The sequence below is a fragment of the Accumulibacter sp. genome (assembly GCF_023806635.1).
GTDB lineage: Bacteria > Pseudomonadota > Gammaproteobacteria > Burkholderiales > Rhodocyclaceae > Accumulibacter.
On record NZ_JAMTDQ010000042.1, the window covers coordinates 102,521 to 127,781 of the forward strand.

Genomic DNA, 25,261 nt, shown 5'->3' on the forward strand with positions numbered 1-25,261 from the left:
CGAAGCCTGAGCCGAAGCCTGAGCCGAAGCCTGAGCCGAAGCCTGAGCCGAAGCCGCCAGCGAAGCCTGAGCCAGCACCGCGAGCGATCGCCAAACCAGAACCGAAAGTGGAGCCCAAGCCACCAGTCCGGCCGGACATTCCGTTGAAGGAGGAAAAGAAGCCGTCCAAGGAGCCGGTCAGGGAGCCACCCCGGAAGGAAGAGGTGAAGATCAAGGAGCCGCCGCGGAAAGAGGAGCCGAGGACGCGCGAAGCGGTGCGCAAGGAAGAGGTGAAAGCGAAGGAGCCACCGCGCAAGGAAGAGGCGAAGCCGAAGGAGGAGCCAAGAGCGAAGGAACCCGAGCGGCGTCCAAGCTTCGACGAGGAACTGAAGCGGGAGCAGAAGCAGTTGCAGCAGCAGAAGGCGGCCCAGGAGCAGCGGGCGCGAGCCGATGCCGAAGCGCGTCAGCTCAAGCAGTTGCAGGCAGAGCAGGCGGCTGCCGATGCGAAGCGCGGGCAGGCCGAGTACATCGAGAAGATCCGCGGCAAGATCCGCGGCAACATCATGCTGCCGCCGGGAATCCAGGGCAATCCGCAGGCAGAGTTCGAAGTCACGCAGCTGCCCAGTGGCGAAGTGCTCGACGTCAAGCTGCGCCGTTCCAGCGGCAACGCGGCACTCGACGCCGCCGTCGAGCGGGCGATCCACAAGTCGTCGCCGCTGCCGAAACCGGCCAAACCCGAGCTGTTCGAACGCGTTCTGAAGATCCCGTACAGACCGCGCGACGACTGATGATGCGGACGGGGGGAGCCGCGGTCGTGCACCCAAGCGCCCGAGAGGCGAGATGAGCGCTCGTCAACTCGACCTCTTTCGCGACTCACGCGAGGTGGCGCTGGTCAACGATGTCATCGCTGCCTTTCGCGCAGGCGAGTGCGAGCGGGCGCGGTACGCGCTTGCGGCCTTGCGCGCCGAGGCGCCGAAACGATCCGACCTGGCCGCTTTCGCCGTTCTCCTCGCTTTCCTCGCGATGCTTCGCGACACCGATTTCGCAACCCTCGACGGCGACCGCGTCGAGGAACTGCTCGGCGAGATCGATGCAGACGTGGCTCCGGCCGCCCGGGCTCTCGGCAGCGAGGCAAAGGGATTCCTCGACCGGATCTGGACAAGGCTGGCAACCGCCGTTGCCTGCCGGCCGTTTGACCCTGCGCGCCCGCAGATCCACGCTGCCGCGCTGTATTTGCGGGCGCAGGCCGATGCTGAAGCCGAGGCCGCGGCGAGCCCAATCGCCGACGGCTGGAATGATCCGGTGATCCTGCGCTGGCGAGCATTTGCCCGCTGCCGCGATGGTGGTTTGCAGGCGGCACGCTGGCAGATCTTTTCGCTCGCCTGGTTCGCCACCGACTCCTTCCCGCAACTGCTCGCTGAGCTCGCTGTACCACAGCTGGAAAGCGACTGGCGGCGCTTTCAGTCTGCGATCGAGATGCCTGACGCATCCTGGTTTCCTGCCTGGTGTCTGCTCCCTCATCCCGAGTTCGCCGCGGCGCTCGCCGGCGAGATCTCGCCGGCGATCAGAGGGGCCGCCGCAGGCATCCCGGGGTTGGGCGCCTTCCTGGCGCTGACGAAGATTCTCGCCATCGAGCCGGGCGGCTACAGCCGGGAGCTGGTCGAAGAGAGAGCGAGGCTGCAGGCGATCGACGCCATCTTCTTTGCCGCCTACATGCGCTCGCGGGCAGTCCGACATCGCTAGCACGACGGTCGCCGGGGCTGGCGCCGCCTGCAGGACGGGCGACCGGATAACGTATCGTTACAAATCAGGAGCATCCATAGACGATATAATCGCGCCTTCCGTGATGGACATGCGCGATGTCTGAATTTTCGATCAAAGTGGGTTTTCTTCGGCTGTTCGCTGTCGCTGCCCTGGTCCTGCTGCTGCGACCGGCGCATGGCCAACTGACCGTCGAGATCACCGGTGCCGGTGCCAACCGCATTCCGGTGGCGATTGCCGATTTTGGTGGTGATCCGGCTTCCTCACGCATCGTCACCTCCGTCATACGAGCCGATCTCGAACGCAGCGGCCTCTTCCGGATGGTCGACACCAGCGGCGTCGCGATGACCGAGGCGACGGCCCCGGTCTTCACTGACTGGAAGAATCGCGGCGCCGATGCGCTCGCCGCCGGCAGCATCGGCGCCAGCGACGGTGGCCGCGAGGAGGCACGCTTCCGCCTGTTCGACGTCACCAAGCAGTCGGTTCTCGGAGGTTCCGCCTTCGTCACCTCGAAGGCGACGCTGCGGGCTGCCGGACACCGCATCGCCGACATCATCTACGAAAAACTGACGGGTGAGCCGGGCGTCTTCTCGACCCGGGTCGCCTACGTCGTCCGCGCCGGCGCGGCCCGCTATGAACTGCACATCGCGGATGCCGATGGCCAGAATGCACAGGTGGCGCTGATCTCACGGGAGCCGATCATCTCGCCTTCCTGGTCTCCTGATGGCAGCCGCCTGGCGTATGTCTCCTTCGAAAACAAGAAGCCGGTCGTTTATGTCCACTCCCTGGCTTCGGGCAGGCGGGTCGTCGTCGCCAACTTCAAGGGTTCGAATTCGGCCCCGGCGTGGTCACCGGATGGCCGTCGGCTGGCGGTGGTCCTGAGCAAGGACGGTGGTTCGCAGATCTTCCTGGTCAACGCCGACGGTTCGGGAGCGCAGCGCCTGACGACCGACAATGCGATCAACACCGAACCCAATTTCTCGCCGGATGGGCAGCACGTCTATTTCACTTCGGATCGCGGAGGCAGTCCGCAGATCTACCGCATGAGCGTCAGCGGTGGCGACGTGCAGCGAGTCAGTTTCGAAGGGACCTACAACGTCAGTCCGCGCATCTCGCCCGATGGCAGGTCGATGGCCTTCATCAGCCGGCGCGACGGCGGCTTTCGCCTGTCGGTGATGGATCTGGCGAGTCGCCAGGTGCAGGTGCTCACCGACTCGAACAAGGATGAATCGCCGACCTTCTCGCCGAATGGCCGGATGGTTCTGATCGCCACCGAGATGGGCGGCCGCGGGGTTCTCTCGGCGGTCTCGCTCGATGGCCGCATCAAGCAGCGCCTCTCCATCCCCGCGGGTGACGTCCGCGAGCCGGCATGGGGCCCTTTCAATCGCTGACCAGACATTCCGATTGCAAACATAGTGCAGGAGAAATTCATGAAACGAGTCGTCATCCCGGCCGCTCTGGCCCTTCTGGTCGCCGCCTGCAGTTCGACGCCGGAGGGCGGTGATCAGTCAGGTGCGCCGGTCGAATCCCGCGCTGGTGGCCCTTCGGTGGCCACGGTGACGACGGGGGGCGTCGATGGCGGCAGGTTGCCGGCTGTCCTCACCGATCCGAAGAGCATTCTCTCCAAGCGCAGCGTCTATTTCGATTACGACAGCTACGAAGTGAAGGCCGAGTACAAGGATCTGGTGACGGCGCATGCCAAGTTCCTGACCGAGAACCGCCAGTTCCGCATGCTGATCCAGGGAAATACCGACGAGCGCGGCAGTCGTGAGTACAACCTGGCGCTCGGCCAGAAGCGAGCCGACGCAATCAAGAAGATGATGGCCCTGCTCGGCGCTCGCGAGGACCAGCTCGAAGCGGTCAGCCTGGGTGAGGAGAAGCCCAAGAACGAGGGCCACGGCGAAGCCGCATGGGCAGAGAACCGGCGCGGTGACATGCTTTACAGCGGCGAGTTCTAGGGTGTCGGCAGGGCTGCTGCGTCCCGCCGTGGGGGGAACAATGGCTCGTCGCCTGGCGCTGGCTGGCCTGTACGTCACCGTGCTCGCCGTCCAGCCGGCGCAGGCGGGCCTCTTCGATGACGACGAGGCGCGGCGGCAGATCAGGGATCTGGCGATCAAGACCAGCGAACGCCTCGACACCGTCGCCAAGGGTCAGATCGAGCTGGCGAATCAGATCCAGGCCCTGCGCGACGAGAATGCCCGTCTGCGTGGTCAGGTCGAGACCCTCACCTACGAACTCGATGCGGCCCGCAAGCGACAGCAGGATTTCTACGTCGATCTCGACGGGCGTCTGCGCAAGCTGGAACCGCAACCGGCTGCCGGCAGCGATCCGAAACCGCCTGCTGACGACGGCAAGGCGCCTGCCGAGCCGCCCAGGAAGGCGGCCAGCGATCCTGCGGCCGAAGCGCGTGAGTACGAGGCGGCGCTGAACCTGTTTCGCGCCAACAAGCTCAAGGAGGCGGCAGCGGCCTTCGAAGCCTTCGCGCGCGCGCATCCGGACAGCAGCCTGACGCCCAACGCCTTCTACTGGCTGGGCAATGCCCAGTACTCCCTGCGCGACTGCAAGAAGGCAATCGACGCCCACCGCATCGTTGCCAGCAAGTGGCCCGCGAATTCGCGGGCACCCGAAGCCTTGCTGAACATCGCCACCTGCCAGCAGGAACTTGCAGACGCCAAAGGAGCGAAGGCGACGCTCGAGGCTGTCGTGGCCAAGTATCCGGACAGTGCCGCCGCCAACACCGCCAGGCAGCGCCTGAAGAAGTAGGCCGGTGACGGCCTCGATCCGGGTTCCAGCGCTCACCGTCAGCGAAATCTTTCTGTCGCTGCAGGGTGAAAGCACACGCGTCGGCTTGCCGACCGTCTTCGTTCGCCTGACCGGTTGCCCGCTGCGCTGCACTTGGTGCGACACCGTGTACGCATTCGAAGGGGGACGGAAGATGGCACTGCCGGGAGTGCTGGCCGAAGTCGCCGGCTATGGCGTCCGCCACGTCTGTGTCACGGGCGGGGAGCCGCTGGCGCAGCGGGACTGTCGCCAACTGTTGCGCGAGCTCGCCGACGCGGGTCATTCGGTATCGCTGGAGACATCGGGTGCGCTCGACATCGCCGGTGTGGACCAGCGCGTATCGCGCATCGTCGACCTCAAGGCGCCCGGTTCCGGGGAATGCGAGCGGAACCGATGGCAGAATCTGGAACACTTGGCACCAGACGACGAAATCAAGTTCGTCGTGCGTGACCGCTTCGACTATGACTGGGCGCGCAGCCAGATCGCCGAGCGCCGGCTTGCCGCCATCTGCCCGGTGCTTCTGTCGCCGGTGGCCGGCGAGCTGGAGCCCGCGACGCTCGCCGGGTGGATCGTCGATGATCGTCTGCCGGTGCGCTTCCAGTTGCAACTGCACAAGATCCTATGGGGCGACCAGCGCAGCCGCTGATCGCTGACGCTTTCCCCATCCCGACGGGAGGCGGTAACCGGTCGGCAAAGGCGCAGTCGCCCGGGTCAGGCTCTTCGGCAGGAACGCCGGCGCTGCGCTTACCGCGGCGCCGGCACATTCGCTGCCGGATGCGTCCCGCGGGCATGAGCGTCCCCACCGCGCAGCCACTGTCGCCAGGGCTCCTCCGGCCTGAATGCCAGGACCCGTCCGTCGTGCCTGTCAGCCACGAGCACTTCGCCAGCGGTGAAGAGAGCGGTGTCGGCAAGGGGGAGCGCGACGGCGCAAGGTCGCCGCAGGCCGGCGTGCCGCACCATGCCGATCGTTCGACCGGCGCACGAAACGAGGCGCAGGGCGCCCGCCTGCAGGCCGGTGGTGTCGCCGGATTCCGCGACGACGAAACCGGATGGGACTGCGTCGAAATGGGCGAAAAGCCTCAGCGGTGCGATCTCGATGATCTCGGAGGTGCTGGCGCTGCCATCGGGGTTGAACGGCACGCGGCCGAGGACGGCTGAACTGACGCCGTTTCCCGTGTAACAGAGCCCCTGTTCGAGCAGTCTCAGGCCATTCGGTTTGCAACCCGGCGGGCGGTGCCAGAGCGCACAGCGGATGCTGTCGGCAGCGGCGTCGGTCGCGACGCGATAGATGGTGGCGGCGAGGCCCGGCGCGCTGTTGGCGACGTAGAGGCAGGAATGGTGGGGATCGATGGCCAGGCCGTTGGCGAGAAAGTTGCTGGCCAGTCCACCGGACCCTGGGTCTGGCGGCAGCGATGCCAGTCGCTCGGTGAACGCGAGTGGCGTTCGCCGCAGGTCGCAGCGCAGGATCCATGATTCGACGCGAAAACTGAACGCCGCCATGTAGAGCTGCAGCAGGCACTTGGCAACCTGCTCGACATCGTTCAGGTCGTTGAGGATCGTCCTGACGAGCGGATTGTCACTTTGGTGGAGATGCGCGCAGGCGAGGTACAGGTAGTCGCCATCGGTCGCCATGCCGTTCTTCATGCAGTCGGTCGGCACACCGTCCACGGCGAAGGCGACACGTTCCGTCCGGCTGCTCCCGTCAGCCGACGCGAGCAGCTCGAATGCGCCATCGCGCCCGCTGGCGAACAGTCGCTGGTTCGGCGTCAGGACGATGCTGTCGATGCTGGCGATCCGACTGCACAGGGTTCTGAGGGAACCATCCACCGTCGCGGGCTGCGAAAGCAGGGAGGTATAGAAGGGGATCATGGGGAACCTCGCAAGCCGGACGCTGCACCCGGGGCCGCTACCTGCGAACGGCTGCGAAGGAGACTGGCCGCTTGCGGCAGTGGATCGTACCGGGCCAACGCCTGCCCCGGTCAGCCGATTCTGCGCTTGCAGCGAGGTCGTCGCCAATAGTTTTTGTTTATCCGGTGACCCGCGGCCGGGCGTTGGCCAGGACGCCAGTGCCGACGGTGCAGCCAGCGCACCCCAGGCGACGAGGATCGTCGCGGGGATCCGGTCCGGATTGGCCCGCGAACGAGAATGGGCCGGCAGGAGTGGTGCCGGCCAGACTGCCGGGGCCCTGCCGGCTTGCGACTAGCGCGGCCGGCGACGGCGCAGCGCGAGACTCGCGAGACCGAGGCCGAGCAACGCGATCGAGCCCGGCTCCGGAACGTCGCTGGTATTGACGCTGATCAGAAGCTTGTCGAGACCGAAGGACTCGTCGCCTCCGCCCTGCCAGCCGGCACCGCTGGCGAAGAACCGGATATTGACGGAGTTGGCCGTATGCGGGATGTTCAAGAGCGCGTTGACGCCGGTGAAGTCGTAAGCCGAATCTTTCCACGAACTGAATCCGAGGTCCGACCCAAAGCTCAACAGATTCGCCGTCGACGCTGTCTGGTCGGTCGAGTCGAAATTGTCGAAGGTGCGCGCGAAGACCGACACGCCATCGACCGTGATGTTGAAGATGTCGGGCGGGTTGGCGCCACCGCGGCCGGTATCGCCATCCCAGCTGTCGATGACCGCGAGCAGGAAGCTTATGTTCAGGCTGCTGTGCGCCGGCAGGCTGCCCGCGGTTACGTTTACGGGTCCAGCGGGATCGCCAGAGGCGTCGTTGTAGATCATTCCCGACTGGAAGCCGACTCCCTGATATCCTGCCGGGGTCGCATGGTTGAGGCTGCTGCTGCCGGTAAACGGCACACCGATGCTGCAACTTGCCAGGCATGGCGAAAAGCTGATCGAACTCGACGTCCAGCCGTGTGCCGCCCTGTAAGTTTTTTCGACACTGCGGGCGAGGGTTGTTCAGGGCAGGAGGCGACACGGGCGGGCCGCTGGCGGCCGGCGGCGCGTCCTTGCCGGCCTTGCTTGCAGAGCGCCGTTCCGGTCCGGCGGACCGAAAAGCGTCAGCGGTCGGACGACGCCGTCCGGGTTGCGAGGGCAACAGGTGCTTCAGCCGGCCTGCTGTAGTACGATGGGCGTCTGCTGGGGCCCCGATCGCCCGCAGCAGCGGAATGGCGAGACCGCCGACCGGCGCGTCGGCCGCCAGCCAGGCCGTCGTGCGGCTGGCGGGGCCGCGGACGCGGGTTCCCTTCTGGAGTCTCATGTTTGATTCGCCACCGCTGATCCGTTTCCGACCCGCGTCCGGGCAACCGGTCGCCGGCGCTTCGCGGCGCTCGTCGCCGTCGCGGACGACATGCGGGTCGCTTTCGCCGTGTCGGGATGCGGCCGGCGATGCGGGTTCCAGGGTGCCCGCACACCCCGGGTGGCGGTCGCGTCACCGGAACCCCTTGCCGCTGCGTCCGCGGACTCGCTGGGCGGCCCGGCCAGCCATTCGCAAGCGTGCCGGCCTGCCACGATTCGCCGTTTTCTCCGCACGCACTGCAGTCGATGCCTAAGTTGTTGCCCGAGCGCCTGTCAAATGGCCTGATCGACATGCCACGCCGCAACAAGCAGGCACTGATGCTGGCCGGTGATGCCGTGCTGCTGATCGCTTCGCTCTGGGCAGCCTACGCCCTTCGCTTGGGTGAATGGTTCTCGCCGAATCGCTCGCAACTGGTGCTGATGGTCATCGCGCCCTTGCTGGCGATGCCCGTCTTCCTGAAGATGGGCTTGTATCGGTCGGTGATCCGCTATCTGGGTGAGCAGGCTCTCTGGTCGGTGGTCAAGGCGATGTCGCTGGCCGCATTGCTCTGGGCTGCGCTGGCATTCATGACGCAGATGACCGGCGGCCAGGGGGTGCCACGCGCGGTGCCGCTGCTCTACTGGCTCATCGGTACCGTTTTCGTCGCCGGCTCGCGTTTCTCGGCCCGCTGGCTGTTGTGGTTCCCGGTTCGCAACCGCTTTGCCGGACGCCAGGTCCTCATCTATGGTGCCGGCGAGGCCGGACGGCAACTCGCTGCTTCGCTGCGTCGCGGCCGGCAGCTCTTTCCGGCCGGCTTTCTCGACGACGATGGAACGTTACAAGGCAAGGACATGGGGGGCTTGCGCGTCTATGCGCCCGAGCAGCTCGAATCGCTGATCAACCGCTTTGACATCCATGATGTCATCGTCACCCTGCCTTCGGCCTCGAATGCCCGTCGCCGTGAGGTCGTCTCCGAATTGGAGCGGCATCCGGTGCGGGTACGCATCCTCCCCTCGCTGACGGACATCGCCAGCGGCAGGCATCTGGTCAACATGGTGCGCGAAGTCGACATCGGTGACCTGCTCGGGCGCGACCCGGTGGCCGCCGATCCCGCCCTGCTCGGGCGCTGCGTCCGCGACAAGGTGGTCCTCGTCACCGGTGCCGGCGGTTCGATCGGCTCCGAACTGTGTCGGCAGATAGCGGCGCTGGCACCGGCGCGCCTCGTCCTGCTCGAAGCCAGCGAACATGCTTTGTACCAGATTGACCGCCTGCTGCGGTCAATCGGCGAGCAGGAGGTGGTGCCCACCCTCGGCTCGGTTGGCGATGCCGACCTGGTGGCACGATTGCTCGCCAAGCACCGGGTCGATACCATCTATCACGCTGCCGCCCACAAGCACGTGCCGCTGGTCGAGGCCAACGTCCTGGAAGGAGCGCGCAACAATGTCCTTGGCACGCTGACCGTTGCCCAGGCAGCATTCGACGCGGCGGTTGCGACCTTCGTCCTCATCTCGACCGACAAGGCGGTGCGGCCGACGAACATCATGGGTGCGAGCAAGCGCCTCGCCGAACTGGTCGTGCAGGACTTTGCCCGCCGTGCCAGTGCTGGGGAAACCGGCCAGCGATTCTGTGCCGTGCGCTTCGGCAACGTGCTCGGGTCGAGCGGTTCGGTCATTCCGTTGTTCAAGGAGCAGATTGCCCAGGGCGGGCCGGTGACCGTCACCCATCCCGAGGTGACGCGCTACTTCATGTCGATCCACGAAGCTGTCGAACTGGTGATCCAGGCCGGCAGCCTGGCGGCCGGTGGCGAGATCTTCCTCCTCGACATGGGCGATCCGGTCCGGATCGTCGACCTTGCCCGCAACATGATCCGTCTCGCAGGGCAATCCGTGCGGGACGAGGCCAATCCCGACGGTGATGTCGAGATCGTCATGAGCGGCCTGCGCCCAGGCGAGAAGCTCTACGAAGAGCTGCTGATCGCCAGCAGCAACGCCGAGGGGACCTCCCACCCGAAAATCATGAAGGCAACCGAACCCGGGCTGGAAGCCGAGGCGCTGGCCGAGTTGATCGATGCCCTGCGGGCGGCGATGGCGGTCGGCGACACAGCAGCAGTCAGGACCATGCTGATGCGGGTCGCCGGCGATCGTCGCTGAGCGCCGGCGGCCGCTCCGCCGGCCAGTCATCCGGGCGCTGGACGACACGGCCGATCACCGGCGTGACCGACACGCCCGATGCTGACCCGAGGCGGTGTTTCGTCGTTTCGTTTGACTTGCATCAGCACCACGGTTGCCGGGAACAGTAAGCTTGCGCAATGGATCGCCATGCGCGATGGTTGCCGGAGATGGTCGTGGCCGACGAGTGCTTCGATGCGACAGGTGTGGCAGCACTGCTGCAACCCATCGTCGAGCGCCATCGTCGCGATTCCCTGCGCCTGCTGCAAATCCTGCGTGAGGCGCAGGACGTGCTCGGCTACCTGCCGCGGACCGCACTGACCGTCATCGCCGACGCCGTCGGGCTGCCACGCGCGCGTGTCGAGGGCGTTGCCGGCTTCTACTCGTTTCTCCATCTGCAGCCCGTTGGACGCTATCGCATCCTCTTCTCCGACAACGTGACCGATCGCATGCTCGGCAGCGCCGAACTGATGGACCGCCTGTGCAACCGCCTCTGGATCGAGCGCGGCAAGGTTTCGGAGGACGGCCTGGTCAGCGTCGACACCACCTCCTGCACCGGCATGTGCGATCAGGGGCCGGCGCTGCTGGTCGATGGACGGCCGCTCACCCGCCTGTCCGCCGAGCGCATCGACCGCATCGGTGAGCTGGTGCGCGCGCAGGTGGCGGTGAGTGACTGGCCCCGCGAGTGGTTTCTCGTCGCCGACAACATCCGCCGCCGCGATGTGCTGCTCGCCCACGCATCCGCTCCCGGCGAGGCAATGCGGGCTGCGGTGGCGCGTGGACGCGAGCGCCTGCTCCAAGAGCTGCAACGGTCCAACCTGCGCGGGCGCGGTGGTGCCGGTTTCACGACCCACACCAAGTGGGAAACGGCACGTCGCGCGCCGTGCGTGGACCCGCAAGGCGGCCGCTACCTCGTCTGCAACGCCGACGAGGGCGAGCCGGGCACCTTCAAGGATCGCGTCCTGCTGGCAAGCCACGCCGATCTCGTCTTCGATGGCATGAGCGTCGCCGCTTTCGCCATCGGCGCCGCGCAGGGCCTGCTCTACCTGCGCGGCGAGTACGCCTGGTTGCTGCCGGCGCTGACCGAAAACCTCGCGCGGCGACGCCGCAACGGCCTGCTCGGCGTGGCCGCTTGCGGTCAGGAGGACTGGAGCTTCGACATCGACATCCACCTCGGCGCCGGTGCCTACGTCTGCGGCGAGGAGACGGCACTGCTCGAGTCGCTCGAAGGCAGGCGTGGCGTGCCCAGGATCCGCCCGCCCTATCCGGCGCAGCAGGGCTACCGCGGTCAACCGACAGTGGTGAACAACGTCGAGACCCTGTGCAAGGCGGCACTGATCGCGCTCAGGGGTGGCGACTGGTTTGCCGGTCTCGGTACCAAGCAGTCGACAGGCACCAAACTGCTGTCGGTCGCCGGCGATGTCGAGTCGCCCGGGATCTATGAATACCCCTTCGGCGTCGCCATCGACCAGGTGCTGCACGACTGCGGTGCCGGCAATGCGCAGGCGGTTCAGGTTGGCGGTCCATCGGGAAGCTGCCTGGCGCTGCACGAGTTCAGGCGCCGCATCGCCTTCGAGGATGTGCCGACGGCCGGAGCGTTCACGGTCTTCGGCGCGCACCGCGACCTGTTCGAGGTCGCCCGCAACTTCGCCCATTTCTTCGCCTACGAGAGCTGCGGCTTCTGCACCCCCTGCCGGGTGGGCACGACGCTGGTCGCCAACTGCATGGACAAGATCGCCCAGGGCGACGGTTCGCAGTACGACATCAACGAAATCTTCCGCATCCATCGCCTGCTGCATGCCGCCAGCCACTGCGGACTCGGCCAGACGGCGTGCAATCCGCTGTTCGACACCCTCAACAAGTTCCGTCCGGCCTACGAGCGACGGCTGCGATCGCTCGACTTCGCACCCGCCTTCGACCTCGACCAGTCGCTGTCGGTCGCCCGCCAGATGACCGGACGCGACGATCCGGCAGCGCATTTCGACCCCGCAGGCGGCATGCAACCCGTCGATCGATGAACACGCCGACCCTGTTGCTCGACGGCCTGCCGGTTCCCTTCAGTGCCGGGCAGACGATCATGGAAGCGGCCACCGCCGCCGGCGTCTTCATCCCCCATCTCTGCCACCACCCCGACTTCAAGCCACAGGGCAGCTGCAAGCTGTGCACCGTCAAGGCGAACGGCCGCTACGTCTCGGCGTGCACGATGCCGGCGAAGGACGGCATGGAGGTCGAGAACGATTCGCCCGATCTCAACGACAAGCGGCGGACACTCCTGCAGATGCTTTTCGTCGAGGGCAACCATTTCTGCCCCTCGTGCGAGAAGAGCGGCGACTGCCTGCTGCAGGCGCTGGCCTACGAACTCGAAATGCTGACGGCACATTTCGCGCAGTTCTATCCCGACCGGCCGGTCGACGCCTCGCACCCCGACGTCCTCCTCGACTTCAACCGCTGCATCCTCTGCGAGTTGTGCGTTCGCGCCAGCCGTGACGTCGATCGCAAGAACGTCTTCGCCCTCTCCGGGCGCGGCATCGGCAAGCACCTGATCGTCAACGCCGAATCCGGCCGCCTCGCCGACACCGGCTTCTCGCTCGCCGACAAGGCCGCGCATGTCTGCCCGGTCGGCGTGATTCTCGCCAAGCGGCAGGGCTTCCTGCAGCCGATCGGCCAGCGGCGCTATGACCGGCAGCCGATCGCCATGCAGTTCGCCAGTCTGCCGGGGAGCGGCGGCAACGGGCCGGAGGCCTGAGATGAACCCGCCCGCCGGGCAGCGCAGGCTGCGCCTCGCGACGACATCGCTGGCCGGCTGCTTCGGCTGCCACATGTCGCTGCTCGACATCGACGAACGCCTCTTCGATCTGCTCGACCGCGTCGACATCGATCGCTCGCCGCTGACCGACACCAAGCACTGCGGCCCGTGCGACATCGGCCTCATCGAGGGTGGCATCTGCAACGCCGAGAACATCCACGTCCTGCGTGAATTCCGCCAGCAGTGCAAGGTGCTGATCGCCATCGGCGCCTGCGCCATCAACGGTGGCCTGCCGGCGCAGCGCAATCATCTCGACCTCGGGCAGTGCCTGCAGGAAGTGTACCTGACCGGACCCGGGATCATCGGTGGCCGGATTCCCGACGATCCCGAGCTGCCGCTGCCGCTCAACCAAGTGCATCCGATCCACGAAATCGTCCGCATCGACTACTTCGTCCCCGGATGCCCGCCCTCCGGCGATGCCATCTGGAAGTTCCTGACCGACCTGCTGGATGGCCGCACACCCCGCCTCGGGCATCCGCTGCTGCATTTCGACTGAGCGCAAGGCGACGAACATGATGGCGAATGCCGACTTCCCCCTGGAAAGCGCTTCCCCCATTGCCGGTGGCGTGCGCCGGGTTGCCCTCGACCCGCTGTCACGCGTCGAAGGGCACGGCAAGGTCACCCTGCTGCTCGATGATGCCGGCCACGTGTGGCAGGCCCGGCTGCACATCGTCGAGTTCCGCGGCTTCGAGAAGTTCATCCAGGGCCGCCCGTACTGGGAGGTGCCGGTGATGGTGCAGCGCCTGTGCGGCATCTGCCCGGTGTCGCACCACCTGGCGGCGGCGAAGGCGCTCGACCATGTCGTCGGCGCCGACGAGCTGCCGCCGACCGCCGAGAAGCTGCGCCGGCTGATGCACGCCGGCCAGATCCTGCAGTCGCACGCGCTGCATTTCTTCCACCTCTCGTCGCCCGACCTGCTCTTCGGTTTCGCCAGCGATGCCGCCCGGCGCAACATCGTCGGCATCGCAGCGGCACATCCAGAGGTCGCTCGCCAGGGTGTCCTGTTGCGCCGCTTCGGGCAGGAGATCATCCGCCTCACCGCCGGCAAGCGCGTGCACGGTACCGGTGCCATCCCCGGCGGCGTCAACCGCGCGCTGAGTCCCGCCGAGCGCGCCGATCTGCTGGCCGGCATCGAACAGATCATCGCCTGGAGCCGGCAGGCCGTGCAGCTCGTCAAGCGGCTGCATGCCGCCGACCCGGAGCTCTACGACCACTTCGGGACCTGTCGCTCGAGCCTGCTCTCGATCGTCGGCGCCGGCGGTGTGCTCGACTTCTACGACGGCCGCCTGCGGGCCCGTGACGCCGATGGCCGGGTGCTTGCCGACGCCGTCCACGCCCGGGACTATGCCGGGCTGATCAGCGAGGAAGTGAAGTCCTGGAGCTACATGAAGTTCCCGTTCCTGTCCGCGATCGGACCGCGGGAAGGCTGGTACAAGGTCGGGCCACTGGCCCGCGTGCAGAACTGCGAGGCGATCGCGACGCCCATGGCGGAAGCCGAGCGGCGCGAGTTCATCGCCCACGGCTGCGGCCGGATCGTCCACGCGCCCCTGGCCTACCACTGGGCGCGGATGATCGAAATGCTGCACGCCGCCGAAGCGATCGAGGACCTGCTGCACGATGACGAGCTTTCGGGCAGCGAACTGCGGAGCAGCGGTGCGCGCCATCACGAGGGCGTCGGCGTCATCGAGGCGCCGCGCGGCACGCTGATTCACCACTACCGGGTCGGCGACGACGATCTGGTGACGATGTGCAACCTGATCGTTTCGACGACGCACAACAACCAGCCGATGAACGAGGCCGTGCGTCGCGTCGCGCAGCGCTACATCGACGGCCAGGAACTGACCGAGGGCCTGCTCAACCACATCGAGGTCGCCATCCGCTGTTTCGATCCCTGCCTGTCGTGTGCCACGCACGCGCTCGGCCGGATGCCGCTGGTGATCGAGCTGCTGGACGCATCCGGTCGCCTGGTCGGGCGACTGGCTGGCGCGCCGGACGCCCTGTCGTCCGGCGGCGGCAGTTGAAGCACGGCGACAGCGATGTTCGCGCGCGCGCCGGTCGCCGTCCTGGCCTGTGGCAACCCGAGCCGTGGCGACGACGCTCTCGGGCCGCTGCTGCTCGAACGGCTGCGCGCCTGGCTGGCGACCGACGGCCGCAGCGCCGGCTACGAACTGATCGGCGACTGCCAGTGGCAGATCGAACACGCGCTCGATCTGGTCGGTCGCGAACTCGTGCTGTTCATCGACGCCGGCGCCCTGACGCCGGCACCCTTCGTCTTCGCGCCGGTGCAGGCCAGTGGCTTTGTCGGCCCTGGGTCGCACGCACTGTCGCCGCAGGCGCTGCTCTCGGTCCTCGCGCGGATCGGCGACGAACCGCCCCCTGCCGCCTTCGTCCTGGCTGTTCGTGGCGAGCGCTTCGAACTCGGCGGCGCGCTCGGCCAGAACGCGCTGGCGCACGCCGACGCAGCCTTCGCCTTCCTGCAGGAGCTGTGTCGCGCGGCGAGTGCCGCAGCGTGGCGGAACCTTCTCGGCCGGTCGCTGCAAGGCCAGGGCCAGCAGTCGCCCGAGTACGGCTCGGCACTCGCCCTCGACCTCGACCTCGACCTGGAGCGCGAGGAGATGGTCGGCCCGCGTCAGGCCTTCATTGACCGCCAGAACCGCCTTGCCCTGGCGCTGCCCGTAGTCGGCGAGGCGGAATCCGGAGTAGACCATCGGCGATGAACCAACGACCGGCAGTGCCGGCGCCGCGTCGATCGCTTGCGTTGTCGCACTGACACGGACGCGGGGAACACCGTCGCCGAAGAGTCAGAGAGTCCCATTTCTGGATCGGCGTGGCCTGCTGCCATCGGCCATGCCGGTCGCGATGCGCCGGGATGCCGCTGGCCGTGCTCAGCCCGGCGCCAGACAGCACCACCACCGGCGCGCCTCGCAGCCATTCCGCGATCCGGCCGATGGCCTGCGCGTCGCCGGGCGGCGCGGCAGGCACCGTGCTGTCGTCGGCGGCTGCCCGATCGGCAGGTGCGAAGCGGCGCGCGGCCGGACCCACGGGGTCGGCAGGGACAGCGTCGGGACCGCTCATGCCGATGCTCCTGCGAGGTGCGCGCATCCGCCCGGCAGCGCCTGCCGTGGTTCTCCGGTCGGAAGTTGACGTGACGGGGCTTTCTTGCCACCTTTGTGCGACTTTTGTCACGGTCTGTCACCGGCCGTCGCCCAGAATGGCGGGCGAGACGTTTCTTGCCTGATCGGCAGCTGTCCTGCCGCTGTACATGGGAGGAAAGGCCATGCCTCATACGCCGCACAACCTGCAGAACTGCGGTAGGGCGCTGCTCCGCACGCTTCTGTCGCCGCGGGCGACACGATCGGCCGCGGCCGATCCGGCCGCCAGGGTCGGCCGCATTGCCAGGATCGCCGGCCCGGCATTCCTGTCGCATGCGGCGTGCAGCGGCGTCGAGGCCGCGATCCGGAACTGGCCGCTGACCAGCGGCGATCTCCTGTCCACCGGCGTCGCCGGCAGCGTCGAGGTCGAGGTCGGCTCGACCCTGGTACAACTGGATGCCGACAGCGTGCTCGCGCTGGTCCGCGTCGATGATCAGCAACTCGCCCTGCGCCTGCGCGCCGGCAGCCTGACGATCCGCTGTCGGTCGCCGGAGATGGCGCGACAGGTTGCCATCGAATGCGGTGACCAGCGTTTCGAGCTGTGCGACGCCGGTCTCTACCGCTTGGCCGCCAGCAGTGACAGCGTCGCCGGAACGGCCTGGCAGGGGGCGCTGCGCTGCTCCGTCGGCGGCCGGTCGCGGCTGATCGTTGCCGGGCAGAGCGTCCGCCTGGGCGGCGACGGTGAACACGACGAGGCGCTGCCGGTCGACGGTGGCGGGCTCGCGCTCTGGACGCCAGCCTGCGACACGCCATCTGGCACGACAGAGGATCGCGGCTACGTGGCAGCGGAGTTGACCGGGTCTGGCGACCTCGCTCTTCATGGCGACTGGTACGAAACGGCGGCCTATGGCGCCGTGTGGTTCCCGCGTGACCTGCCCGCCGAATGGGCGCCCTACCGCTACGGCCAGTGGATCTGGCTGGCACCCTGGGGCTGGACCTGGATCGGCGCTGAACCCTGGGCCTTCGCTCCCTTCCACTACGGTCGCTGGGCCTGTTTCCGCGGTGCCTGGGGCTGGCTGCCGGGATGCCGCAGACAGCAGCCGGTCTATGCGCCGGCGCTGGTGGCCTGGAGCGATCCGGTCGAGGCCGGGAGACCACCGTGCGGCAGCCAGCCAGCCACCGACTGGCTCCCCCTCGGGCCGCACCAGACCTATGTGCCGCCGTACCGCTGCAGCGAGCGTTACCTGCAGCAGCTCAATGCGCCCCATGACGGCGACGGCAGCCACCTGGACGATAGCGGCCGGCAGCTGCTGGTGAGGCTGTGGGCACGCCTCGGCGAAGCGCAGCGCTCGTCGGGTGGCACAGCCCGCGCTTGACGCCGTCGCGGTTGCCGTTGCGGGGGCGGCCGCCTCGCCGCTCCGACTGATCGTTCGTGCCGGCATTGCCCGGTGTTGCGCCGGCAATGGCGAACGATGGCGATCATTGCGCGTGCGCCAGCTGGGCCGAGTGTGGGATGATTCGCGGCGCAACATCCCGGCCAGCTGCTGCCGTCAGGTGCCGCCGCCGGCGTCGCCCCGATGGCGCCGCGCTGCCGCTCGAACCCGACAAGCCGCCACATGCCCCGCCGTCCGCTCCTCATCCTTGCCGCCCTCGCCATCATCGCCACCGGCACGATCGCCTGGTGGCTGAGTCGCCCGCCCATCGTCCCGGCAGTGCGCATTCAGGCCGAGCCGCTGGTGCGCAGCCTGCAGTTCTCGGCGCGCGTGGCGACCGAATCGCGGGTGGATGTCGGCAGCACGCTGACGGCTCGGGTGCTCGAGGTCGCGGTTGACGAAGGCGACCGGGTTGCCCGTGGCGCCACCCTGGTCCGTCTCGAAACCGATGAGCTGCAAGCCGCGCTGGCACAGGCGCAGGCCAGCGAGCGGCAGGCGGCAGCGCGCCTGGTGGGCTTGCGCAGTACCGGCCGCCGCGTCGCGCAGGCCGCGGTGACGCAGGCGGAATCGGTCCTGGCGGCGGCGCAGGCAGATCTGCAGCGGACGCAGTCGCTGGTCACCAGGGGTTTCCTCAGCGCCGCCCGCCTCGACGAGGCGAGTCGCGCCGAGGCCGTCGCAGCCGCGCAACTGGCCACGGCGCGCGCGCAGAACGCCGCCAACGCGGAACAGGGAAGCGACATCGTCCAGGCCGAGGCGCAGCTCGCTCTGGCCGCTGCCGCGACGGCCGCGGCGCAGGCGCGCCTCGCCCAGGCGACGATCAGCGCGCCCGCCGATGCCCGCGTCCTGGCGCGCCTGGTCGAGCCGGGACAGATCGTCCAGCCCGGACGCGCGCTGCTCGGCCTGGCTCTGGCCGGGCGATTGCAACTGGTGGCGCAGGTCGACGAGCGCTACCTCGAGCAGTTGCAGGTCGGCCAGGACGCGAGCGTACTCGCCGATGCCTTTCCGGAGCGGCGTTTCGCTGCCCGCGTCCTGTCGATCTCGCCACTGGTCGACGCGCAGCGCGGCGCGGTCGAGCTCAAGTTCTCGCTTCCCGAGGCTCCGCCGGAATTCCTGCGCGAGGACATGACCCTGTCGGTGGAAGTCGAGACGGGCCGGCGCGACGCGGCGCTGGTGGTGCCGGTCGACGCGCTGCGCGGCGATCAATCGGCGGGCCGCGCCAGCGTCCTCGTCGAGCGCGACGGCCGAGTCGAAGAACGAGAGGTGCGTCTGGGCCTGCGCACGCTGCAGGCAGCCGAGGTGCTGACCGGGCTGGGCGCCGGCGACACCGTTCTGCGGCTGCCGAGCGGCAGCCCGCTCGCGGCCGGCAGCCGTGTGCGCGCCGTCGTCGCGGCGAACGGCGCTGCCCCAGCCACTTTCCGCGGCCCGCGCGGCGCGGCGCGCGAGGACGCCGGCGCGGCGATGAGCAACGCGATGGGTCGCTGATGGGCACCGCCCGCATCGGCTGGCTCGGCTTCGAGGCGCGCGTCGCGGTGCGGTTCCTGCGCGAGGGGCGCATGCAGACCGTGCTGATCATCGTCGGCGTCGCCGCCGGCGTCGCCGTCGTCGCCTACATCTCGGCGCTGATCAGCGGCCTGCAGCGCAACACCCTGGAGAAGACTCTGGGCGCGCAGGCGCACCTCAGCGTCAGCGCGCGCGACGACGTGGTGATCCCGGCCCGCGAACCGCTGCCGGGCACTGCGGCGCTGATGCAGACCCAGCCACGCGTGCAGCGCCCGCGCAGCATCGGCAACTGGCAGTCGCTCGTGCCGGTGCTCGAGGCAACGCCGCCGGTGGCTGCGGTGTCACCGATGGTTTCCGGCGCCGGTCTCGCGCAGCGCGGCGAGGCGACGAAATCGATCGCCCTGATGGGCGTCGACCTCGACCGCTACGACCGCATCGTCCACCTGCGCTCGAAGGTGGTGCAGGGCGAGGCGCGCCTCGGACCGGGCGAGGGCATCATCGGCCGCGAACTCGCCGACGACCTCGGTGTGCGCGTCGGTGACCGCATCAGCGTGGTCACCGGCAGCATCAGCGATTCGCTGCGCGTCACCGCACTGGTCGATCTCGGTGTCCGTGAACTCAACCGGCGGACCGTCATCGTGCCGCTGCGCGCGGCGCAGAGCCTGGTCGGTCTGCCGGGCGGCGCCACCGGCATCGACCTGGCGCTCACCGACGTCTGGGCGGCGAAGACGCTGGCCGCCGAGCTGGCGCAGCGCCTTCCCTACAAGGTCGAAAGCTGGCAGGAGGCGAACTCGCAGCTGGTCTCGGCGCTCAACGCACAGTCGGTGAGCACGGCGCTGATCCGCAGCGTCGTCATGGTCGTCGTCGTCCTCGGCATCGCCAGCGTGCTCGTCGTCTCGGTGGTGCAGAAGCAGCGCGAGATCGGCATCCTGCGGGCCATCGGCGCGACACGCGGGCAGATGCTGCGCGTCTTCCTGCTGCAGGGAGCGATCGTCGGTGCGCTCGGCTCGCTGCTCGGCGTCCTGCTCGCCGCCGGGCTGATCAAGGCGTTCACCACCTTCGTCCGCGGCAGTGACGGTCTGCCGCTGTTCGCCATCTCGCTGGCGCCGGGCCTGGCCCTGGCCATCGCCGGCATCGCCACGCTCTGCGGGGTGCTGGCGGCCGTCGCACCGGCACGCCGCGCAGCGGCGCTCGATCCGGCGCAGGCCATTCGCCTGTGAGGCAACCGGCAATGATCCAGCCACGATCCGGTCGCTGCTGCCAGCCGCTCGGCAGCGCGCGTCGCCGGCAGCCATGACGCGGGTCGGGCCCCCGTTGATCGAACTCGGCGACATCCGCAAGAGCTACAACGTCGGGCTGGCGAACGAGACCGAGGTCCTGCACGGCGTGTCGTTCGCCGTCGAACGGGGCGAGTTCGTCGCGCTCATCGGCCCATCCGGCTCGGGCAAGAGCACGCTCCTGAACATCGTCGGCCTGCTCGAGCGGCTGACCGCCGGCAGCTACCGAATCCAGGGCGAAGAGACCAGCGGGCTCGACGACGCCGGCCTGACGATGCGCCGGCGCGCGGTGCTCGGCTTCGTCTTCCAGTTTCACCACCTCCTGCCGGCCTTCTCCGCGCTCGAGAACGTCACCCTGCCGGCGCTGATGCGCGAGGGTCGCGTCGCTGCGTCACAGCGCGAGCGGGCGCGGGCGATGCTCGCCGCCGTCGGCCTCGGCAACGACCTGCACAAGCGCCCGGGCGAATTGTCGGGTGGCATGCAGCAGCGCGTCGCGATCGCCCGTGCGCTGGTCCAGCAGCCGCCGCTGGTGCTGGCCGACGAGCCGACCGGCAACCTCGACCGCGCCTCGTCGGACGAGGTCTTCGTGCTGATGCGGCGCATGCACGCGGAACTGCACACCTCGTTCCTCATCGTCACCCACGATCCGCGGCTCGCCGCCCGTTGCGACCGGGTCATCGAACTGGTCGATGGCCGCATCGAGAGCGACCGCCAGACAGACCGTCACGGCGATTTGCCGATAGCCAACGTGCATGACGATCATTGAAGGATTTCAATGGCCACATCGCCTGGCGGCGACTACTCTGGGAAAGACGCGACGACCGTCGACCAACCCGAGAAGGAGAACTCAATGAGCAACGAAAGCAAGTGCCCGTTCCACGCGGCTCCCGGCGCCCGAGCCACAGCCGGCGTCCGTGCCAACCGCGACTGGTGGCCGAACCAGTTGAACCTCGGCATCCTGCATCAGCACGCCCCGGCCTCCAACCCGATGGACGCCGGCTTCGACTACGCGGCGGAATTCGCGCGGCTCGACTACGCCGCGCTCAAGAAGGACCTCGCGGCGCTGATGACCGATTCGCAGGACTGGTGGCCGGCCGACTGGGGCCACTACGGTGGCCTCTTCATCCGCATGGCCTGGCACAGCGCCGGCACCTACCGCACCGCCGACGGCCGCGGTGGCGGCGGCACCGGCAACCAGCGCTTCGCACCGGTCAACAGCTGGCCGGACAACGGCAACCTCGACAAGGCACGCCGCCTGTTGTGGCCGATCAAGCAGAAGTACGGCAACCGCGTTTCCTGGGCCGACCTGATGATCCTCGCCGGCAACGTCGCGCTCGAAAGCATGGGCTTCAGGACCTGCGGTTTCGGCGGCGGCCGTACCGACATCTGGCAGCCCGAGGAGGACATCTACTGGGGCCGGGAGACCACCTGGCTGGGCGACCAGCGCTACAGCGGCGACCGCGATCTCGAGAATCCGCTCGCCGCCGTGCAGATGGGCCTCATCTACGTCAATCCGGAAGGCCCGAACGGCAACCCCGACCCGGTCGCCTCCGGCCGTGACGTGCGCGAGACCTTCGCCCGCATGGCGATGGACGACGAGGAAACCGTCGCCCTCGTCGCCGGCGGCCACACCTTCGGCAAGGCGCATGGCGCCGGCGACCCGGCACTGGTCGGCCCCGAGCCGGAGGCCGCGCCGCTCGAGGCGCAGGGGCTCGGCTGGATCAACCGCTTCGGCTCCGGCAAGGGCGGCGACACCACCACCAGCGGCATCGAGGGCGCCTGGAAGCCGAACCCGACGACCTGGGACAACGGCTACTTCGACACCCTGTTCGGCTACGAGTGGGAGCTGACGAAGAGCCCGGCCGGCGCGCACCAGTGGGTGGCGAAGGATGTGCGGCCGGAGCACATGATCGCCGACGCCCACGACCCGGCGAAGAAGCACCCGCCGATGATGACGACGGCCGATCTCAGCCTGCGCTACGACTCGCTCTACGAACCGATCGCCCGCCGCTTCCAGCAGGACCCGGCCGCCTTCGCCGACGCCTTCGCCCGCGCCTGGTTCAAGCTCACGCACCGTGACATGGGCCCGAAGTCGCGCTATCTCGGTCCGGAAGTGCCCGCCGAAGACCTCATCTGGCAGGATCCGCTGCCCGCAGTCGACCACCAGCTGGTCGACGCCGCGGACGTCGCCGCGCTGAAGGCGCAGATCCTTGCGTCCGGCCTGACGACCGCCGAGCTGGTGTCCACCGCCTGGGCGTCGGCCGCCACCTTCCGCGGTTCCGACAAGCGCGGCGGCGCCAATGGGGCGCGCATCCGCCTCGCTCCGCAGAAGGACTGGGAAGCCAACCAACCGGCACAGCTGGCGCGCGTGCTCGCCGTGCTGGCAGGCATCCGGGACGGATTCGACGCGGCGCAGGCGGACGGCCGCAAGGTCTCGCTCGCCGACCTGATCGTCCTCGCTGGCTGTGCGGCGGTCGAGGCGGCCGCCGCGGCGGCCGGCCATGCGGTCGAAGTTCCCTTCACGCCGGGCCGCACCGACGCCACGGCCGAACAGACCGATGCCGCCTCGTTTGCCGTCCTCGAACCGCAGGCCGACGGCTTCCGCAACTACCAGAAGAAGGCGTGCAGCGTCCCGGCCGAGGAAATGCTGGTCGACAGGGCGCAACTGCTGACCCTCAGCGCGCCGGAGATGACCGTCCTCGTCGGCGGCCTGCGCGTCCTCGGCGCCAACGTTGGCGGCTCGCCGCACGGCGTGTTCACGCGGCGACCGGGCGTGCTGGCCAACGACTTCTTCGTCAACCTGCTCGACATGGCCACCGTCTGGGCGCCCGCCGGCGAAGCCGGCTCCTATGAGGGCCGCGACCGCCGCAGCGGCGAGCTGCGCTGGACGGCAACCCGGGTCGACCTCGTCTTCGGTTCCAACTCGCAGCTGCGCGCGCTGGCCGAGGTCTACGCGCAGGCCGACGCCGGCGACAAGTTCGTGCGCGACTTCGTCGCCGCGTGGACCAAGGTCATGAACCTCGACCGTTTCGACCTCAAGTGACGCGGGCGAAGCGCCCGGGCTGCCGGCCGCGAGCGGCCGGGCAGCCCGGGCGCCAGCGGCGCGGCGGTTTCCCGCCACCCGTCGGGAAGCGGGATGGGCCCTGGTCGACCCGGGGGTGCGGCCGCCGATCGACGCCGGAGGCGGCGCTGGGGAGCAACCGGAGCTGTGCTAACATTTCCGGCGTCAAGGATTCGCTTCGGGCGGGGGGACCGTGGGGCAAGCGGAAGGAGAGGCTCGACGCCGGATCGACACGCTGCTCGCAGCCGCCGGCTGGCGGATCTGCGACGCTGCCGCCGCCGACATCCACGCGGCGCGCGGGGTGGCGATCCGCGAGTTTCCGCTCGAACCCGGCCATGGCTTCGCCGACTACCTGCTCTACCTCGACGGCAGGGCTGCCGGCGTCATCGAGGCCAAGAAGCAGGGCGCCACGCTGACCGGCGTCGAGATCCAGTCGGCGCGCTACGCGCAGGGGCTGCCGGCGACGCTGCCGGCGTGGCGGCGGCCGCTGCCCTTCCTCTACGAATCGACCGGGCTGGAGACGCATTTCACCGACGGCCTCGATCCGGAGCCGCGTGCCCGCAGCCTCTTCGCCTTCCACCGCCCCGAAACGCTGGCCGAATGGCTCGCGGCGCTGCCCCAGCCACGCGTTCTCGGCACCGGCACCCGTGCCGGCGCGGCCCATGCCGATTTCGCTCCCGCCACCTTCCGCGCCCGCGTCCGCCACCTGCCGCCGCTGGTCAGCGAGTGGGGTGACTGCAAGCTCTGGCCGGCGCAGATCACTGCCATCCGCAACCTGGAGGCCAGCCTGGCGCAGAACAGGCCGCGCGCGCTGATCCAGATGGCGACAGGTTCCGGCAAGACCTTCACCGCCATCAGCTTCATCTACCGGCTGATCAAGTTCGCCGGCGCGCGGCGCGTCCTGTTCCTGGTAGACCGCGGCAACCTCGGCCGGCAGACGAAGAAGGAGTTCGACCAGTACGTCTCGCCGGTCAACAACTACAAGTTCGGCGAGGAGTTCATCGTCCAGCACCTCACCAGCAACCAGCTCGACAGGACGGCGCGCGTCTGCATCTGCACCATCCAGCGCATGTATTCGATGCTCAAGGGCCGCGACCTGCCGGAAGAAGCCGACGAGGAGTCCACCGAGCGTGTCGAGAGCCTGTTCAAGGAGCCGGAGCCCATCGACTACAACCCGGCGTTCCCGATCGAGACCTTCGACATCATCGTCACCGACGAAGCGCACCGCTCGATCTACAACCTGTGGCGGCAGGTGCTGGAGTACTTCGACGCACACCTGATCGGCCTGACCGCCACACCGAACAAACAGACCTTCGGCTTCTTCAACCAGAACCTGGTGATGGAGTACGGCCACCCGCAGGCGGTGGCCGACGGCGTGAACGTCAACTACGACGTCTACCGCATCAGGACCGAGGTCACCGAGGCCGGCAGCAAGGTCGAGGCCGGCTACTGGCTGCAGGTACTCGACAAACCCACCCGTGCCCGGCGCGACTGGCAGCTCGACGACGACTTCGAGTACGCGCCCGAAGAGCTGGACCGCAGCGTGCAGACGCCCGACCAGATCCGCACCATCGCCCGCACGCTGCGCGACCGCTGGCAGAGCGACCTCTTCCCGCAGCGGCAGGAGCTGCCGAAGACGCTGGTCTTCGCCAAGGACGACAACCACGCCGAGGCCATCGTCGGCATCCTGCGCGAGGAGTGGGGCCGCGGCAACGAGTTCGCGCAGAAGATCACCTACCGCACCACGGGCAGCAAGCCGGAGGAACTGATCAAGGCTTTCCGCACCAGTTACTACCCGCGCATCGCGGTGACGGTCGACATGATCGCCACCGGCACCGACATCAAGCCGGTGGAGATCGTCGTCTTCATGCGCAGCGTGAAGAGCCGCAGCTTCTTCGAGCAGATGAAGGGAAGCGGCGTGCGCGTGATCAAGGACGATGACCTGCGCGGCGTGAACCCCGGCGAGCACGTGCGCAAGGACCAGTTCGTCATCGTCGACTGCGTGGGCGTGTGCGAGCGCGACAAGACCGACAGCCGGCCGATGGACCAGAAGAAGAGCGTGCCGCTGGACGCGCTGCTGCAGGCCGTGAGCCTGGGCAACGTGGAGCCCGAGGTGCTCTCCAGCGTGGCCGTGCGCCTGGCGCGGCTGGACGCGCAGCTCACCGACGCCGAGCGCGCCA

21 protein-coding genes are annotated in these 25,261 nt (G+C 68.3%); 18 read left to right on the forward strand and 3 right to left on the reverse strand.

What is annotated here, in order from left to right; all coding sequences use genetic code 11:
* The coding region (locus tag NFW30_RS07825) for a hypothetical protein (RefSeq protein ID WP_295371963.1) at positions 1-214 on the reverse strand (214 nt) is incomplete at its 3' end.
* On the opposite strand from NFW30_RS07825, the gene NFW30_RS07830 reads away from it, so the two are divergent.
* The 6 genes from NFW30_RS07830 (at position 204) to queE (ending at position 5,167) form a co-directional block, all read left to right on the forward strand.
* Complete coding sequence (locus NFW30_RS07830; protein WP_295371966.1) at positions 204-767, forward strand: TonB family protein; 564 nt, start codon at positions 204-206, stop codon at positions 765-767. The two genes, NFW30_RS07825 and NFW30_RS07830, sit on opposite strands and share 11 nt — an antisense overlap.
* A 52-nt stretch (positions 768-819) precedes the next feature.
* Positions 820-1,722 carry a hypothetical protein gene (locus NFW30_RS07835; RefSeq protein ID WP_295353190.1) on the forward strand — a complete coding sequence of 301 codons (903 nt, stop codon included), beginning with the start codon at positions 820-822 and terminating at the stop codon, positions 1,720-1,722.
* Positions 1,723-1,838: 116 nt separating this feature from the next.
* Positions 1,839-3,131 carry a Tol-Pal system beta propeller repeat protein TolB gene (gene tolB, locus NFW30_RS07840; protein ID WP_295353187.1) on the forward strand — a complete coding sequence of 431 codons (1,293 nt, stop codon included), beginning with the start codon at positions 1,839-1,841 and terminating at the stop codon, positions 3,129-3,131.
* A gap of 39 nt (positions 3,132-3,170) precedes the next feature.
* Positions 3,171-3,698: a peptidoglycan-associated lipoprotein Pal gene (gene pal / locus NFW30_RS07845; protein WP_034932342.1), complete on the forward strand. Its 528-nt coding sequence runs from the start codon at positions 3,171-3,173 to the stop codon at positions 3,696-3,698.
* A gap of 40 nt (positions 3,699-3,738) precedes the next feature.
* The gene (gene ybgF / locus NFW30_RS07850) at positions 3,739-4,503 is read left to right on the forward strand and encodes a tol-pal system protein YbgF (RefSeq protein WP_295353176.1); all 765 of its coding nucleotides are present in this window, start codon (positions 3,739-3,741) and stop codon (positions 4,501-4,503) included.
* Positions 4,504-4,507: 4 nt separating this feature from the next.
* On the forward strand, positions 4,508-5,167 hold the full coding sequence (queE, locus tag NFW30_RS07855; RefSeq protein ID WP_295353173.1) for a 7-carboxy-7-deazaguanine synthase QueE: 660 nt from the start codon (positions 4,508-4,510) through the stop codon (positions 5,165-5,167).
* Between the two features lie 98 nt (positions 5,168-5,265).
* Here the strand turns inward: queE and NFW30_RS07860 are convergent, their stop codons facing one another.
* Both NFW30_RS07860 and NFW30_RS07865 read right to left on the reverse strand, forming a co-directional pair.
* Complete coding sequence (locus NFW30_RS07860) at positions 5,266-6,390, reverse strand: hypothetical protein (RefSeq protein ID WP_295353170.1); 1,125 nt, start codon at positions 6,388-6,390, stop codon at positions 5,266-5,268.
* A gap of 330 nt (positions 6,391-6,720) precedes the next feature.
* Positions 6,721-7,323 (reverse strand): PEP-CTERM sorting domain-containing protein, encoded by a 603-nt coding sequence (locus NFW30_RS07865; RefSeq protein WP_295353165.1) that lies wholly within the window; start codon positions 7,321-7,323, stop codon positions 6,721-6,723.
* A gap of 687 nt (positions 7,324-8,010) precedes the next feature.
* On the opposite strand from NFW30_RS07865, the gene NFW30_RS07870 reads away from it, so the two are divergent.
* From NFW30_RS07870 to NFW30_RS07925, 12 genes are all read left to right on the forward strand, one after another.
* A complete protein-coding gene (locus NFW30_RS07870; protein ID WP_295353162.1) occupies positions 8,011-9,894 on the forward strand; it encodes a nucleoside-diphosphate sugar epimerase/dehydratase in 1,884 nt (627 codons plus the stop codon).
* 194 nt (positions 9,895-10,088) lie between these two features.
* The gene (locus NFW30_RS07875) at positions 10,089-11,930 is read left to right on the forward strand and encodes an NAD(P)H-dependent oxidoreductase subunit E (protein WP_295353159.1); all 1,842 of its coding nucleotides are present in this window, start codon (positions 10,089-10,091) and stop codon (positions 11,928-11,930) included.
* Complete coding sequence (locus NFW30_RS07880; protein ID WP_295353156.1) at positions 11,927-12,658, forward strand: 2Fe-2S iron-sulfur cluster-binding protein; 732 nt, start codon at positions 11,927-11,929, stop codon at positions 12,656-12,658. Before NFW30_RS07875 ends, NFW30_RS07880 begins: the two co-directional genes overlap by 4 nt.
* Before the next feature lies 1 nt (position 12,659).
* Positions 12,660-13,214, forward strand: coding sequence for an NADP oxidoreductase (locus NFW30_RS07885; RefSeq protein ID WP_295353154.1), 555 nt, complete (start codon positions 12,660-12,662; stop codon positions 13,212-13,214).
* A gap of 19 nt (positions 13,215-13,233) precedes the next feature.
* Positions 13,234-14,739: a Ni/Fe hydrogenase subunit alpha gene (locus tag NFW30_RS07890; protein WP_295353416.1), complete on the forward strand. Its 1,506-nt coding sequence runs from the start codon at positions 13,234-13,236 to the stop codon at positions 14,737-14,739.
* Positions 14,740-14,754: 15 nt separating this feature from the next.
* A complete protein-coding gene (locus tag NFW30_RS07895) occupies positions 14,755-15,435 on the forward strand; it encodes a hydrogenase maturation protease (RefSeq protein WP_295353151.1) in 681 nt (226 codons plus the stop codon).
* 560 nt (positions 15,436-15,995) lie between these two features.
* Complete coding sequence (locus tag NFW30_RS07900; RefSeq protein ID WP_295353148.1) at positions 15,996-17,186, forward strand: DUF6600 domain-containing protein; 1,191 nt, start codon at positions 15,996-15,998, stop codon at positions 17,184-17,186.
* A gap of 240 nt (positions 17,187-17,426) precedes the next feature.
* Complete coding sequence (locus NFW30_RS07905; RefSeq protein WP_295353145.1) at positions 17,427-18,725, forward strand: efflux RND transporter periplasmic adaptor subunit; 1,299 nt, start codon at positions 17,427-17,429, stop codon at positions 18,723-18,725.
* Positions 18,725-19,963 carry an FtsX-like permease family protein gene (locus tag NFW30_RS07910; protein ID WP_295353142.1) on the forward strand — a complete coding sequence of 413 codons (1,239 nt, stop codon included), beginning with the start codon at positions 18,725-18,727 and terminating at the stop codon, positions 19,961-19,963. The genes NFW30_RS07905 and NFW30_RS07910 overlap by 1 nt, the downstream gene beginning before the upstream one ends.
* Positions 19,964-20,036: 73 nt before the next feature.
* Positions 20,037-20,786, forward strand: coding sequence for an ABC transporter ATP-binding protein (locus tag NFW30_RS07915; protein ID WP_295353139.1), 750 nt, complete (start codon positions 20,037-20,039; stop codon positions 20,784-20,786).
* 84 nt (positions 20,787-20,870) lie between these two features.
* A complete protein-coding gene (gene katG, locus NFW30_RS07920; RefSeq protein ID WP_295353136.1) occupies positions 20,871-23,063 on the forward strand; it encodes a catalase/peroxidase HPI in 2,193 nt (730 codons plus the stop codon).
* A gap of 211 nt (positions 23,064-23,274) precedes the next feature.
* A partial coding sequence (locus NFW30_RS07925; protein ID WP_295371970.1) for a DEAD/DEAH box helicase family protein occupies positions 23,275-25,261 on the forward strand: 1,987 nt, incomplete at its 3' end.